This is a genomic window from Coriobacteriia bacterium (assembly GCA_018368455.1).
Classification (GTDB): Bacteria; Actinomycetota; Coriobacteriia; order Coriobacteriales; family UMGS124; genus JAGZEG01.
The window spans coordinates 193666-208610 of sequence record JAGZEG010000001.1; the positions used below are offsets into that span (position 1 = coordinate 193666).

General features: G+C 65.4%; 11 protein-coding genes. 1 reads left to right on the forward strand and 10 read right to left on the reverse strand.

What is annotated here, in order from left to right; genetic code table 11:
* Positions 1-223: 223 nt before the first annotated feature.
* The 10 genes from KHZ24_00865 to KHZ24_00910 form a co-directional block, all read right to left on the reverse strand.
* Complete coding sequence (locus KHZ24_00865) at positions 224-904, reverse strand: N-acetylmannosamine-6-phosphate 2-epimerase (protein ID MBS5449756.1); 681 nt, start codon at positions 902-904, stop codon at positions 224-226.
* Between the two features lie 81 nt (positions 905-985).
* Positions 986-2038, reverse strand: a complete 1053-nt coding sequence (locus tag KHZ24_00870; GenBank protein ID MBS5449757.1) for an ROK family protein — start codon at positions 2036-2038, stop codon at positions 986-988.
* Between the two features lie 133 nt (positions 2039-2171).
* The gene (locus KHZ24_00875; protein ID MBS5449758.1) at positions 2172-3116 is read right to left on the reverse strand and encodes a dihydrodipicolinate synthase family protein; all 945 of its coding nucleotides are present in this window, start codon (positions 3114-3116) and stop codon (positions 2172-2174) included.
* A 43-nt stretch (positions 3117-3159) separates the two neighbouring features.
* Positions 3160-3975: an ABC transporter ATP-binding protein gene (locus tag KHZ24_00880; GenBank protein MBS5449759.1), complete on the reverse strand. Its 816-nt coding sequence runs from the start codon at positions 3973-3975 to the stop codon at positions 3160-3162.
* A gap of 24 nt (positions 3976-3999) precedes the next feature.
* Positions 4000-6030: a dipeptide/oligopeptide/nickel ABC transporter permease/ATP-binding protein gene (locus KHZ24_00885; protein ID MBS5449760.1), complete on the reverse strand. Its 2031-nt coding sequence runs from the start codon at positions 6028-6030 to the stop codon at positions 4000-4002.
* 4 nt (positions 6031-6034) lie between these two features.
* Positions 6035-6991: an ABC transporter permease gene (locus tag KHZ24_00890; protein ID MBS5449761.1), complete on the reverse strand. Its 957-nt coding sequence runs from the start codon at positions 6989-6991 to the stop codon at positions 6035-6037.
* A 226-nt stretch (positions 6992-7217) separates the two neighbouring features.
* A complete protein-coding gene (locus KHZ24_00895) occupies positions 7218-8189 on the reverse strand; it encodes an SGNH/GDSL hydrolase family protein (protein MBS5449762.1) in 972 nt (323 codons plus the stop codon).
* A 107-nt stretch (positions 8190-8296) separates the two neighbouring features.
* On the reverse strand, positions 8297-9859 hold the full coding sequence (locus tag KHZ24_00900) for an ABC transporter substrate-binding protein (protein MBS5449763.1): 1563 nt from the start codon (positions 9857-9859) through the stop codon (positions 8297-8299).
* A 290-nt stretch (positions 9860-10149) separates the two neighbouring features.
* On the reverse strand, positions 10150-12138 hold the full coding sequence (locus KHZ24_00905; protein MBS5449764.1) for an FAD-binding protein: 1989 nt from the start codon (positions 12136-12138) through the stop codon (positions 10150-10152).
* 384 nt (positions 12139-12522) lie between these two features.
* Positions 12523-13251 (reverse strand): helix-turn-helix transcriptional regulator, encoded by a 729-nt coding sequence (locus tag KHZ24_00910; protein MBS5449765.1) that lies wholly within the window; start codon positions 13249-13251, stop codon positions 12523-12525.
* A gap of 561 nt (positions 13252-13812) precedes the next feature.
* Here KHZ24_00910 and KHZ24_00915 point away from each other — a divergent pair.
* Positions 13813-14568, forward strand: coding sequence for a hypothetical protein (locus tag KHZ24_00915; protein MBS5449766.1), 756 nt, complete (start codon positions 13813-13815; stop codon positions 14566-14568).
* The last annotated feature ends 377 nt before the right edge of the window (positions 14569-14945 follow it).

A 14945-nucleotide genomic window follows, 5' to 3' on the forward strand; every position in this document is an offset into this window, starting at 1 on the left:
GGTGCCTGCATGTCATTGGCCATAAAACGCTCCTTTGGGTTTGCGACGCCGCAGCGTGCGGAGGGGATGCGGCGTCGTCTTGCTTGCGGTATATAGTCACGCGGCCAGTCTATCCGGATGTGAGTTGAACAGGCGGCGCGACAAAACAGCGCCCAAAGAAAAAGCTCGCCCTCGTCTTGCGAGGAGCGAGCTCCGGACAAGCCTGTGTGCGGTAAGGCGCCTGCTACGCCATGGCGGCGGCGAACCAGCTCGTGATGCTCGTGGGATGGGTGATGGCCGTGCCGACGACGACCGACCAAGCTCCGGCGTCCAGGGCGTCCTTGGCGTCTGCGGGGCTGTGGACGCGGCCCTCGCACACGACGGGGAAGCCGGGGAACTCCTCGCATGCCTGGCGCAGCAGGGGCAGGTCGGGGCCGTCGGCCATCGCGCAGTCGATGGCGGCCACGCCGTGCGACAGCGTCGTCGACACGAGGTCGCAGCCCGCCGCGACGCCGCGACGGATGTCCTCGATCGTCGCGCAGTCCGCCATGATGAGTGCGTCGGTGCGCTCGCGCAGCCCGGCGACGATCTGCTCGAACGTCTCTCCGCTGGGACGCGGGCGGTCCGTCGCGTCGAGGGCCACGATGTCGCAGCCGGCGTTCACGCAAGCAAGGGCGTGGCGCAGGGACGGCGTGATGTAGACGCCTTCGTGACCCTCCTTCCACAGGCCGATGACGGGCACCTCGACGCGGCCCTTGATGGCGGCGATGTCGGCCAGGCCCTGGCAGCGGATGGCCGCGGCGCCGCCAAGCTCGCAGGCGCGCGCCATCTGGGCCATCGTCTCGGGGTGGCGCAGGGGCTCGCCCATGTAGGCCTGGCAGCTCACGATGAGCTTGCCCTTGAGCGATGCGATGAGCTGGTTCATGGGACTCCTCTCACATGGTCGACCGCGCAAGAGCGGGGTCGACGGAAAGCGGTGCGATCGACGGAAGAACGGCGTCGGGTCCTATTTGCGAAGGCCTGCGCGGCGTGTGTGGCGCTCCTCAAGCCTGTCGAGCAGGTTCTCCGCCGCGCCGAGCAGCGGGGCGTTTGCCCCAAGACTGGCGTCAACGACGCGCAGGCCGCTCACGGCGCTCGTCATCTGCGCCTCCATGCCCTTGCGCAGAGCCTCGCGCCACAGCGGGCCCGACTTGCACACGGAGCCGGAGATGACGACGAGGTCGGGGTCGAAGATGTTGGCCCACGAGATGATGCTCTCGCCCAGGCTGAAGCCAGCCTGTTCGATGACGCGCCGCGCCAGGCGCTCCCCTTCCGCGGCGCGTGCGGAGATCTCCGGGCCGCTCAGAGCCTCGCCGCCGCCTGCTCGGTAGCAACGCTCTATGCCGCTGCCCGAGGCGATGGACTCGAGGCGTCCCGTGATGCCGCCCTCGCACGAGACGTTGCCGGCCATGGGGTGCAGCGAGCAGCCGAGCTCGCCCGCGAAGCCGTGCGCGCCGCCCATGATGCGGCCCTCGAACACGAGCGTGCCGCCCAGCCCCGTGCCCACGGCGACCATGATGCACGTGTGCGAGCCGGCTGCGGCGCCATGGCGTGCCTCTCCCAGGCCGTGCGCCTGCACGTCGTTCATAACGGCGACAGGCAGCTTGCAGGCGTCCTTGAGACGGTCGCCGAGTGGCTGGCCCATCCAGCCAGGCATGATGTCGTTGGCGTAGGCGATGGTGCCCGTCTGAGCGTCCACGCGCCCCGCCGTGCCGACGCCCACGCCGATGACGGGACAGCCGTCGAGCTCGGGGCAGCTTGCGACATCGGCGAGCAGACCGCGCGCGACGTCGCAGATCGTCTGCGTCACTGCGGCGCCCCCGCGCTTCGCTTCCGTGGGAATGGCGCGGTTCAGCAGAACCGTGGGCGTGGCTTGGCGGTTTTCGTAGCGCACGATGGCGCCGCCGATCTTCGTTCCGCCCACATCGAGCGCCACGACGGCAAAGGGGGACTCGAAAACGGCGTTCGCGGCCTTCCCTTCCTGCTGTGCCGCAGGACGGGTTGAGACGTCTGTCTGCATGCTTCTCCCCTCGCATAGTTCGGGGCCCGCCTCCCGGCTGTCGTGTCGGAAGGCGGGCCCACGTCACGTGCTCGTGAATGTCGAGAGCCGACCAGAGGCGATGCTGTGGCGGCCCTTGGACAGGAGAACGGTCCTACTCGCGGATGGGCGCGTCCTTGTCCATGAGGCCCTCTTTCTTGAGCACCTCGACGATGGCGGCGACGTCGTCGCCCTTGAGCGGCTGGACGGGCTCGCGCATCTGGTTCGTGTTGAACAGGCCCATCTGCCACATGGCCGTCTTGAACGCGCCAACGCCGGCGCCGAAGCCAACGGTGGCCTTGACGACGCGCGTGACGGACATCAGACGTGCCAGGTGGTCCTGGATGCGCTTGACCTCGGCCCAGTCACCAGCCTGGAACGCGTTCCACTGAGCGACGTAGCTGTACGGGTCGACGTTGCCCAGGCCGGGCACCGAGCCGTCGGCGCCGGCGAGGTAGGCGCCGTCGACGCAGACCTCGTGGCCCGTCAGCAGCTGCAGCGGGTGGCCGGCGTCCTCGTTCTCGAGGATGAGCCAGCGGAACGACACGTCGTCGCCCGAGGAGTCCTTGACGCCCTGCAGGACGCCGTCCTTGCCGAGGCGCACGAGCATCGTCGGGTCGAGCTTCGTGTGGACGCACACGGGAAGATCGTAGGCAAACAGCGGAAGAGACGTGTTCTCGCGGATGGCGCGGAAGTGACGCTCCGTCTCCTTGGGGCCACCGAGCGCGTAGAACGGCGCCGTGGCGACGAGGCCATCAACGCCCAGGGCCTCGGCGCGCTTGGCCTGGTCGATGACACGCAGCGTCTCCATGTCGATGATGCCGGCCAGGACGGGCACGCGGCCGCGCACGATGGAGACGGCCTCGGAGAGCACGTGCTGACGCTGGGCGTCGGTCAGGAAGGCGACCTCGCCGCTCGAGCCGAGGAAGAACAGGCCGTTGACGCCCGCGTCGATCATGCGGTCGATGGAGCGGGCGAACGCCGTGAGGTCGAGCGTGCGCTCCTGCGTCAGCGGGATGACGACCGGCGGGATGACGCCTTTGATGTCCTTGATGTCCATGCCTTGCGCAAACCTTCCCTTTGAGGTTGCCCCAGACCGCAGGCTAGCGGCCCAGGTCGGGGTAGAGCAGCGAGGGGGCAGCACCCAGCAGCAGCTTGGTGTAGTCGTCCTTCGGGTTGTTGAAGACCTGCTCGGACGTGCCCTGCTCGACAGCCTTGCCCTTGTTCATGACGATGATGCGGTCGGAAATATAGCGCACCGTCTGGATGTCGTGGCTGATGAACACCATCGACAGACCAAGCTCACGTTTGAGGTCCATGAGCAGGTTAAGGATCTGCGCGCGCACCGACACGTCGAGGGCGCTCGTCGGCTCGTCGGCGATGATGGCCGCGGGCTTGAGCGCCAGGGCACGGGCGATGGCGACGCGCTGGCGCTGGCCGCCCGAGAGCTGGCCGGGCAGCGCGCCCATGACCGACGTCGGCAGGCCGACCATCTGGATGAGCTCGTAGATGCGCTTCTCACGCGACTCCTTGTCGCCCACCTTGTGGACGAGCATGGGGTCGAGCAGCTGGTCGTGGATCGTCATGCGGGCGTTGAGGGCCGTGGCCGGGTCCTGGAACACGACGGAGATGACGCGGCCGATGATACGGCGCTGCTCTGCCGTGCGGTTCGTGACGTCCTTGCCCTCAAAGTACACCTTGCCGCTCGTGGGCTTCTGCAGGCCGCACATGACGTTGGCCGTCGTGGACTTGCCGCAGCCGGACTCGCCGACGATGCCGATGGTCTCGCCGGGCATGAGCTTGAGCGTGAGGCCCTGGACGGCCTGCACCTTGTTGGGGTGCAGCAGAGAGCCGGTGCGCGTCTTGAACGTCACGCGGACGTCGTCGAGGAAGATGATGGGCGTATCCTTGTCGCCCATGTGCGTCTCGCTTGCGGTGCTCATTTACGCCTCCTCCCCGGTGGTGATGTACGGCGGGATGCCGAGGCGCTTCAGCTCACTGTCGGGCAGCTCGGCGTAGTAGTGGTCCGTCCCCTTGACGCGCTTGAGCTTCGGCCTGATGGGCGACACCTTGTCGGGGTGGCTCGAGCGCGGCGTGAAGCGGTCGCCCGCAGGGAAGTCCGCCGGCGAGGGTACAGAGCCGGGAATCTGGTGCAGGCGGGCGCCGCCGGCCTCGATGGAGAGCACCGAGCCGAGCAGGCCGCGCGTGTACTCGTGGATCGGGTTCGTGAGCAGCTCCCGGACGGGGCCCTGCTCGACGACCTGGCCGGCGTACATGACGGTGATGGAGTTGGCGACCTCCGCGACGAGGGCGAGGTCGTGGCTCACGAACACCATGGCGAAGCCGAGCTCCTTCTGCAGCTTGTTCAGAAGGTCGATGACCTGCTTCTGCACGGTGACGTCCAGGGCCGTCGTCGGCTCGTCGGCGATGATGACCTTCGGGTCGCGCGTCAGGGCCATGGCGATGAGCACGCGCTGGCGCTGGCCACCGGACAGCTCGTGCGGGTAGGAGTCGAGCGTGCGCTTGGGGTCGAGGCCCACGAGCTCGAGCAGCTCCTCGGCGCTGCGCGTGCCGCCGCGCTTCGTGAGCTGCTTCATCTGCGCCTTGATGAGCATGGACGGGTTGAGCGACGACAGGGCGTCCTGGTACACCATGGCGATCTCGCGACCGCGCAGGGCGTTGAGCTCCTTCTCGCTCATCTCGAGCAGGTTCTTGCCGTCGTAGAGGATCTCGCCGGAGATCTGCGCCTTGGGGTCGAGCAGGCCCATGATGGCAAGCGACGTGATGGACTTGCCGCAGCCGGACTCACCGACGAGGCCCATGGTCTGCCGCGGGCGCACGACGAAGCTCAGGTGGTCGACGACGTTGACGTCACCGTGGCGCGGGAACTTGATGCACAGGTCCTTTACCTCGAGGATGGGAGGCACGTCCGTGTGCGCCGGGAAGCGATCGTGCCGCTTGAGCTCGACGGTCTTGAGCTGTGCGAGCCTCTGGGCCAGCGCCTCGTTCTGGGCCTTGTAGGCCAGCGTCGGGTCGGCGACGAGGCGGTCGGCCTCACGGTCACCGGAGAGATCGGAGTCGCTCGGCTTGACGGGGGCCTTGGGCGCGGCTGCCATGGCGTCGGTGATGCCCTCGGACAGCACGTTGAGGCTCAGAACGGTGATGATGATGGCAAGGCCGGGGAACAGCGCCTGCCACCAGCGGCCGAACAGCACGCCCTGGCGCGCCGATGCGAGGATGTTGCCCCACGTGGGCGTCGGCTCGGGGATGCCGGCCGAGATGAACGAGAGCGAGGCCTCGAACACGATGGCGTCAGCCACGAGCACGATCGTGAACACGAGCACCGGCGCGATGCAGTTGCGCATGACGTGCTTCCACAGGATCCACGGGGCGCGGGCACCGGAGACGATGACGGCGCGCACGTAGTCCTGGCCGTACTCGCTCACGACGTTGGCGCGCACGATGCGCGCGATCTGCGGCACGTACAGGATGCCGATGGCGAAGATGAGCGAGGGCAGTGAGTTGCCGAACACGACGACGAACGTCGCGGCCAGGGCGATGCCCGGGAACGACATGAGGATGTCAAGCAGGCGCATGATGACCTCGGACACGCCCTTGCGGCTCACGGCCGCCAGCGAGCCGATGATGGCGCCGAGCACGAGCGCGAAGCCCGTGGCGCCCAGGCCGATGACGAGCGAGTAGCGCGCGCCGTACATCATGCGCGACAGGACGTCGCGGCCCTTGTCATCCGTGCCGAACAAGAACTCGCTCGACGGCGGCTGGTAGGACTGGTGGATCTCGAGCGGGTCGTAGGGCGCGAGAACGTTTGCGAACACGGCGACGAGCACGACGAGCACGAGAACGATCAGCGAGATGCGGGCGCCGACGCTCATGCTCTTCCAGCGACGGAAGCGCACCTTGCCGCCGGCGTTTGCCTCCATCTTTGCGGTGAGGCCTTCACGTAGTTTAACCATGTCGCTACACCGTCCTGATTCGCGGATCGATCAGGATATAGAGCATATCCACGATGATGTTGATGATGATGAACGTGATGGCGACGACGAGCACGACGCCCTGGACGAGCAGCGTGTAGCCGGCCTGGATGCCGTTGACGATCTGCATGCCCATGCCCGGCAGTGCGAAGATGACCTCGATGACGACGGCACCGCCGATGAGGTAGCCGATGCGCAGGCCGAGGACGGTAACAGGCGTGATGAGCGCGTTGCGCAGCACGTTGCGGGCGACGACGACGCCCATGGGGATGCCGAAGCCGCGGGCCGTGCGCACGTAGTCCTTGTCGAGCTCCTCGACCATGGACGTGCGGATGACGCGCGTGAGCTGGCCGGTCACGGGCACGGCGAGGGCGATGGCCGGCATGGCCATGCGGCGGATCCAGCCGACTGGGTCGTCCATGAGGGCGGGAAGGGCACCGGAGGCGGGCAGCACGTGCAGGTTGGCCGTGAACAGCAGGATGAGCAGGACCGCCAGCCAGAACGAGGGCATGGCGATGGCCGCGATGCTGAACACGCGGATGACCTGGTCAGGCCAGCGGTCGCGATACAGGGCCGAGATGACGCCGAGTATGACGGCGAACACGACGGCGATGATGAGGCCGAGGAACGTCAACTGCAGCGTGATGGGCAGCGCCGCCGCGATGGCCTCGCCTACGGACTTCTGGCTCGCGCCATACGCGCCCAGGTCGCCGTGGAACAGGCCGCCCATGTAGTTGATGTACTGCACGATGAGCGGATCGTTCAACCCGTGGGACTCGCGGTACTCCTCGACCGCGGCCTGCGAGGCGCTTTCGCCCAGGGCGGAGTACGCCTGGTCTACGGGTGACAGCGCCATGAGGAAGAACACGAGCAAGGTCACGCCCAAGATCATGATGGGCAGCGCGATAAGCCGTCGACCTATCAGACGCAAGAGGTTGCTCATGACATCCTCCCTTCTCCCAAATCGTGGCATGCGCACCCACATGCCCCTCTTGGCACGTGGGTGCGCAGGTCAGCTGACATTCCTCCACGCATTCTACCTAACAAGGACGTCCCATACCATTGCAAAGCCTTTACTTGTGCACCATTGCACGCACTCACGCGCAAAATAGCGCAATTCCAGCGCCTCTGCACACAAGCCCTAGCGGTGGGTTTGACGATGGGGCGTGCTAGAAACCCGAACGGGGCCGTGTACAGACGCAGTACCAGGCGTTTCCGGTCCCCTTTGCCCAGGGACACCCCACACACGCACGTCCCGGGCACCAGTCGCGCGACGCCCACGCCTCGGCGCCTCCCGCGTCGGAGAAGCCCCAGCGTTCGTCGGCGACAAGGGCCTGCCGTGCCTGCGACTCGCCGGATACCTCGTCGAGGTTCAGCGCACGGGCGGCCTGGGCTGATCCCGCTGCTGCCATGCCGGCGAGGAACATGCCGGCAAGCTGGCGCATGCCACGCGCCGTGGGGTGCGTTCCGTCTATGGCCTCGTAATCCAGGCCCAGGGCGCAGGCATCAGCGAGATGGGCGCCATGGCGCGCCGCCGCCTGACCGATGACCTCGTTGTAGGCGGTAAGTCCCACGCCGCGCAGGCTCCATGCGAACGTTGGGTGATCCTCCCCTGCCAGGCGACCGGGCACGAGCGTGCAGCACCAGATCGTCGCGTTCGGGTACGCAGCGTGCAGGCTCTCGAGCATGAGGTCGTATGCCTGGGCGAAGCCGTCGATCGCGTCGGCGGACGCCATGCCGGCTACGGCGGGAGGGATGCTCGCGAGGTCGGTTTCGGGAGGCATGGCGGCGCTGCGGCCGGCGGCCTGGTTGCGCGCTCCAGCCCAGCCGTAGTCGTTTATGCCGAGGAAGACGACGATGTCGTCGGGCGCTGAGCCACCCTCCCCCGTCACGGCTGCTATGCGCTCGGGACTCCAACCGGCCGGGAAGCCCGCCCCCTCCACCATGCTGCCCGAATAGGCGCCGTTTGCGATCACCGTCTCGCCTAATGCGTCGGCAAGCAGCGCCCACCACGTGTCGGAGGGGCCCGCCAGCCCGCTTGCCGCGGCGCGCTCCGGCGTGAAGAACACGGCGAAGCCCTCGGGGTTGCATCCCTCGAACGTGCTGATGGAATCGCCGAATATCGAGATGGTGCGCGGCATGGGCTCTCCTGTGGTGTCGTGGACGTCTCACACAAAGGGAGACCCGCCGACGTGCGACGGGTCTCCCAGTCAGGATCTATGAGGCCGCTCGGGACCTCGAGGGGCTACTAGGCCTGCTTGACGCTGCAGTCCAGGAACACGAGGCCCGTCGTGGCGATCGGCTTGAAGCCGTCGATGAGCTCGGGGCGATAGCCCGTGGCCAGGTCGCGGTGGAACAGCGGGTAGAGCGGCACCTGCTCGGACAGCAGGTCGAAGCACTGGTTCCACAGGTTCTGCTGGTCGTCACCCGTGGCGACGCGCGCCTGCTGCAGCAGATCCTGCAGCTGCGTCCACTCCTCGGTGCCCTTCCAGCAGGAGCGGCCCTGCGTCCACACGTTGTCGCCGTACCACCAGGTCATGAGCAGGTCGGGGTCGTTGCCGAAGCAGCTCGGGTCGCCGGGCGTCAGCATGACGTCGTAGGGCAGGATGTCGTCGGACTCGGCGAGAGAGGCCCACTGGATGGCCTCGGTCTGCAGCGTCGTGTTGATGCCCACGGCGTCCAGGTCGTTCTTGATCTGGGCGGACAGGTCGGAAACCCAGTTGTTGTTGCACAGCAGCGTGACGTTGATGGACTCCTGGCCGGCCTCCTTGAGCAGGCTCTTGGCCTTCTCGGGGTCGTAGGTGTACACCGTCGAGGCCTCGTGGTAGTTGGCGAAGCTCTCGGGCAGGAAGCTCTTCACGGCGTGTGCGTGGCCGTTCATGACGTTGGAGATGAGCTTCTCGATGTCGATGGCATAGAAGAACGCCTGACGGACGCGGACGTCGTCAAACGGAGCCTTCTTCGTGTTGAACATGAGGAACGGCAGGTTGAAGCCGGGGGCGTAATCGACCGTGGCGCCAAAGCCGGTCAGGGCCTCGGCGTTGGCGTCCGGCACGGCCTCCATGACCTGAGCCGTGCCCTCCATGAGGGCCGTGGAGCGGGCCGTGCCGTCAAGCTGCACGTCCCAGTGCATGCTGGCGGCCTTGGCGGGCTTGGGGCCGTTGTAGTTGGGGTTAGGCTCGAAGTCGATGTGGCCGCCGTCCTCGCCCTGAATGTCGGTGTACATCCAGGGGCCGGAGCCGATGGGGGTCACGGCGAGGTTCTCGGGCGTGATGGACTTCGGGAAGACCTTCACGACGGCGAGACGCGCCTTGAGCAGGCTCTCGAACGCGTACTTCAGCGTGAAGCAGACCGTCTTCTCGTCCTCGGCCTTGACGCTGTCGATGAACGACAGGAAGGCGCCGTACGTCTCGTTGGCCATGTTGACCTCGAAGGCGTTGACGACGTCGTCAGCGGTGACATCCGTGCCGTCCGAGAACTTGGCGCCGTCACGCAGGGCAACGTGGTACTCGGTGTCGGAGACCTTCTCGGGGTCGCCGGCGGCCAGGGCGGTATACGTCGTGTAGTCGTGGACGTCGATCTCGTACAGACCCTCGAACACGTGCCAGGTGGCACCGAGCATCAGGGCCGAGCTGCAGCCGATGGGCGAATAGTTCGTGCTCTGGTAGGCGCACGTGCCCGTCAGGGTGCCGGCACCCTGACGGGCACGTGCGGGTGTGGCCTCGAAGCCACCCTTGGCGAGCAGGGCAAGGCCGGCCGTGGCGGCGGTAGCGGCAACGAACGAGCGGCGGGACAGCGAAAGATCGCTCATACATCCTCCTCAGTCATTCAACCTCAGATAGAAAAGCGGCGCACGCGTAAATCTCCGGTGCTCTCGCATCGTATTGCGAATCCTATCCCGTCACCTGCCGCTCGGCCAAACCTTTCCAGGCCTGAGAGGCCGCTCAGTCCGTGAGCGGTTGGCGTGCGGGTGGTGAGCGGGCAGCGCGACAGGAAAGGCACACGAACGTGAAGGGGCCGGCCCACGCCTGCGTGACGTGTGACCGGCCCCCATTTGCCCGACACCGCTCTGCCGGGCAAATGCTTGCGTGCGAGTTGGCGTTACTTTCCGGCTGCCTGGGTCAGGCAGTCAACGACGGCCTGACGGACGCGGTTCGTCGTGAGCGTCGCGCCACTGACGCCGTCGATCTCGGGGCCGGCCGCTGCGATGACCTGGTCGGTGAGCTCGGGAAGGGCCGCGCCGCCGATGCTCGACGTCTCGTTGTTGCTGACGACTTCAAAGCCGGTGAGCTTGCCGCCGGAGACGGTGACCTTGACCTCCATCGGGCCCTGCTGACCGTCGACCGTGGCCGAGTACTCGCCGTCCGTGAGTTCCTGGCTCGTGTCGAACGTCGCGCCCTGGACCTTCTCGACGACGAACAGCTCGTCTTCGAGGATGTCGGCGGCAGGCTTGACCTCATAGCCCGTCGCAGGCGTCTCAGAGGCGCTGTTGGCGCCGGCGATACGGCCAAATGTCAGGCAGCCCATGACACCGGTGCCGCCGCTGACGAACTTGCCCCAGATGTCGCCGACGACCTCGCCGGCGGCGTACAGGCCGGGGATCTGGTTGCCATCGGCGTCGAGCACGCTCATATTCGTGTCGCACTTGATGCCACCGAGCGTCATGACGACGAGCGCCTTGATCGGGATGGCGTAGAACTTGTCGCCCTCGATCTTGTTGTTGCACGTCTTGTAGCTGCTCGTGGAGTCGTCGTACGTGCGGCCGAACTCGTCGGTGCCGCCCGCCTCGACGGCGGCGTTGTAGTCCTCGACGGTCTTTTCGAGCGCGTCGGCCGGGATACCGAGGTCGGCGGCCAGGTCGGCGATCGTCGGCGCCGTGTGGATGAGCCAGTGGCCCATGGAGTCCTCGGGCGCGTAGAACATGTCGTAGAACATCGAACCCTTGGCGGCCTGCAGATCGGCGATGATCTTGTCGGTGAAGATGTCGTACTGCAGGGCGTCAGGCTGCTGGATGAGGGCCTCCTCGCGCACGGTCGGGCTCTCGTCGTTCTCGTTCATGAAACGCTCGCCGTTCTTGTTGACGCAGATGGCGCCGGCCTTCCACATGTACGTGGACGCGATCTGGCCGTGGCCGGGGTTGTCCTGCTCCTCGAGGCCCATGGGGAACGAGGGGATGGCGTCCATGTTGACGAGCGTGCCGCCGACCTTCTGCATCATCTGCAGGCCGCGTCCGTCGCTCCAGGCGCCGCAGCCGATGAGGTACTCGCCGCCGTACTCGTTGTACTTCGCCATCATCTTGCGGTTGCCGCCGTAGCCGCCCGTGCACATGACGACGCCGTGCGTGCCCGTGTACAGCGTGCCGGCACCGTCCTTGCCCGTGGCGACGACGGAACACACCTGACCGTCTGCGTTGGGGACGAGCTCGACGGCTGTCGCGTTGTAGACGACCTCGATGGCGTCACAGCCCTGCACGTAGGTGTCGATGACCTCGTGGGCGGCCGACTTGTAGACGTCGGGGTTCTTCGTGCCGCGCGTCTTATACGTGCGCGGGATGCCGTACAGCTCGTGCTCCGGGGCGAAGACGGCGCGCTTGCCCTCCTTGTCGGCACTGAACTCGTAGTCCTTCAGGCCGTGATCCCACAGCCACTGGAACATAGGGATGTCCTGCTCGGCGTAGAGGCGCACCATGTCCTCGTCGAGCGTGCCGCCGTAGGCCGTGCCCGTCTTGATGATGTCGGCGACGTAGGCATCAACGGTGTCCTCGATGCCATCCTCCTTTTGGATGACGCTCTCGGCGCACGACATGGAGCCGCTCGTGAGGTTGAGCGAGCCGCCGGTCTTGCCCGTCATCTCGAGGACGATGACGCGCGTTGCACCCGCGTCGACGGCGTTGACGGCAGCGGAAAGGCCGGCGCCGCCGGCGCCGACGACGATGAGGTCAGCCTGCTCGGTGGCATCGTAAGGCGTCTCGGTGGACGGCTTCTCATCGGCAAGCGCGAGCCAGGGCGTCGTGCAGACGCTGGCCATGGCAGCAAGCCCGGCGGCGCCGATGATGAAGCCGCGGCGGGAGAGCGCGTGATCGTACGACATGTCATTCCCCTTTCACCTGCGCGTCGGCCCCCTTGGCCGACGGCGTATCTCAAAAGCGGCACCTGCGCTGACGCGTGCGTTGGGTCGGGCGCTGTCGCAGCCTCGACCCTCCCCCGGCACCGTCCGGATAGCAGGGCATACCGCTTTCATCCTGAGCATAGACACATGGGGAATGGCGCGGCAATAGTAAATCCGCAGGTTTTCTCGGTTTTTGCTAACATGCTGGCTCACCGAAAACCGGTGATGACATAAATGGTAGCTCTGAGCTGCGGTGATGATGAGAAGACCTTATCCGGATCCCTACAGGCGTACCCACATGAGGGGATGTGCGAGCCGCTCAGACAGCGGTGAGATGTTGGGATGTCTCTGCTTTCGACTCGCGACTCAGCGCTGGGCGCTTCGCCAGGCCGAGGGCGTCATGCCTGTTTTTGCGCGGAAGGCTTCGGTGAAGCTCCCCTGATTGCGGTAACCGACGTTTTGGGCTACCTGTGCGATTGGGCAATCCGATGTTGCCAGGATCTCGCACGCCCTTTCTAGACGCAGGCGTCGCGTGTAACGCCCGATGCTCTCCCCCGTCTCTGCGTGGAAGGCCTCGCATAGATGCGTTCGACCTACGTAGAGCATCCGTGCGAGCTCGTCGAGAGAGATGGACTTGCTCAGGGACTTTTCAATTGCCGAGCAGGCGCGTTCCACTAGCAGCCTTTGTTCGCGACTTCCGCGCCGTAGGCCGGCGCTCGAGGCCTGCGCTACGTGGTCGATCAAGATCGCAGCCACTTCGAGAGCTGCGGCGCGAACCCGTAGCAGAGTGCCTGCGTCGTCTGCACGCGCGGCGTTGAGGTGGTGAAACGCTGCATCCAGATCTTGCGGCAAACTTTCAGGGTCGAGTGCGCTCAGCCGCTCGGCAAGTAACGTGAAGCCCTCGTTGGCGTGTCGCGATCTTCTTTTCTGAGCGCACTGTAGAGCGCTGTCGAGGCTGTCGGTGATGAGGCCGTTTTCGAAAAAGTTCGGGAGAAAGCTGAGCGTGCACATGCTATAGCTCTGGTGAGCCTGCAGGTCGTAGCGCTCTAGCGCGCTGCCGCGAACAAAGGCGGCAAGGTTGCCTGTGGGAAGCATGTGACGGGAGTGGGCTCTTGGAGGCGTCTGCGCGATGGAGCTTGCCGTGCCACTGCATATGCAAAGGCATGAACGCGGATATTCCACCATGCTTAGCGGGTTGTTGAGACGAACGTTGTTATATATCAGTAGGCAGTCGGGCCCTGCTGGAGCGGCCCAAACGCCTCCGCTGCAGAGGGGGCTGTCCGTGGCGATGACGCCGGAACGTACGGGTCGGGGCTCCATGCCGAGCTGCTCTACCTGCGGCTCGAACAACGTCAGCAGGCTCGTGTCTATATGTGCGTACGCGTGTGCCATGTGCTGTGCCTCTTTGCGGCTGCGGTATTCGTTCGCCTTTTTTCGCCGTGCGTTCGCTGACGAGCGACATCAAACCAACGGCGTTGAAAAAGCTTATGTTAGCCACGGTTTATTTGCAAGAAGCACGGGTGTGACGGCTAAATGTCCAGATGGTGCGAGCGCGTTCTGCTAGGCCCGTCAGGCCACCAATGCTAAGACACTCGCGCTGTGGCAGATATGCCGCTGCTGATCAGAACGACCTCACTCGATTGTTTGGAGGATCCAATGGAACTTACGCGCAGGTCGCTGCTCTCTCTTGCGATGCTTGGCGCTGCCTCGCTTGGCATGACGCCGCTGCTTGCCCACGCTAGCGAGAAGTCCTCGCAGGACGATGCCGCTACGTCCGAGGGGGCCGTCGTGGCCGCACCCGGCACTCCTGAGGCTGCCGGGCAGCTTATGGAGGCGCTCAATGGCACGTATGTTGAGCTGTTCCCCGTGCTTAACCAATTCCCGGAGTATTGGGAGGAAGTCGCGGCTTCTATTGTGGGCGAGGCGGATGCCAAAGAGACGGCCGAGATGCTGATGGGCGCGTGTGCGGGCGAGATATATGGGCCCGATGCCGTTGAGGCGTATGAGGCTGACCCGGAGTCTGCTGTGTTTGATTGCTATTTCCCCGAGGGGATAGAGAAACTGACGTTTGAGGACGGGGCGATTCGCGGCGTCGATTCAAACGGCAATGCCGTGTTCGAGCACGGCTACGAGTTCCTCTGTTACGCACCGTCGCTCGATTTCTGCGTGTTTCAAACGGGCGACGAGGACGCCGGCGAGTATCGGTACTTTGTGTCGCGCTCCGATACCACGCAGGGGACCTATCACCTCGAGTTTAGGTTTGGCAGCGATATTGACGCGCTCCTCGACTTGTATGCGGGGGCGTACGCCTATTGGATGCCGGCTGCCATTGACGAAAACTGGGACGAAGATCTTGCGAAGAAGGGTATCGAGCTTTTCGTGACCGAGAACCTGGCGCCAAGCGAGGAGTAGCGCTTCTGCGCCGTGAAAGGCTTTGCAAGTTGGTAGACGCCTCGGAGGGCTGTGATCCCGTCGCATGAGGATGCGTCGGGATCACAGCCTCTCGCCTTTGCGCGCCGGGAGGCGCACCCCCCTCGCCTGTCACGGAATCGCGCGTTTTCGGTCACTTTTGCGAGGTATGTATGGCGTGCCGGGACGGTGGGACGGTTGCTTAAGGCGTGAGCAAGCGAAACCGCAGGTTGAGAAGGTGTCAGCAAAGACGCCTGTCCCTGCGCGTAAAGAGGCGCCATACACGGCCCGCCTTTATGTCCACCCTGGCAGGCTTTCGTGCGAGTTGGAGGCGCGGCGCTCCTCGGAGGCGAGCATATACGCAAAAGGCGGGCCGCCTC